This window comes from Bacillus cereus group sp. BfR-BA-01522 (assembly GCF_022662635.1).
GTDB classification, from domain to species: domain Bacteria; phylum Bacillota; class Bacilli; order Bacillales; family Bacillaceae_G; genus Bacillus_A; species Bacillus_A cytotoxicus.
In genome coordinates this window covers 1-218 of record NZ_JAKUDY010000077.1, presented here as the reverse complement: position 1 = coordinate 218, position 218 = coordinate 1, and the positions used below count along the sequence as shown (strand labels likewise).

The following is a 218-nucleotide window of genomic DNA, read 5'->3' as shown; positions in this document are numbered from 1 at the left end:
TCCATTCGTATGCTTTGTCGTGTAGGATTGCACTTTATTCTTTTTAGACTTGAAACGCGGTGCTTTGTTTTGTTTCTTGAAGAATCGAGTATACGAATCAGCAAGGTTTTTTGAGTGATGATTGCAGTGATGTGCTGTCTACTTCTTTTAACCAAACTAATTCTTTCTTTAGTTGTGTTAATTGAGAAGAGCAAGTGTTATAAGTTAATCCTTTGCCT

General features: G+C 35.3%; 1 pseudogene. It reads right to left on the bottom strand.

Features of this window, described 5'->3' with window-relative positions:
- Positions 1-218 (bottom strand): annotated as a pseudogene (locus MR059_RS21730) (IS200/IS605 family element RNA-guided endonuclease TnpB); the annotation flags it as partial.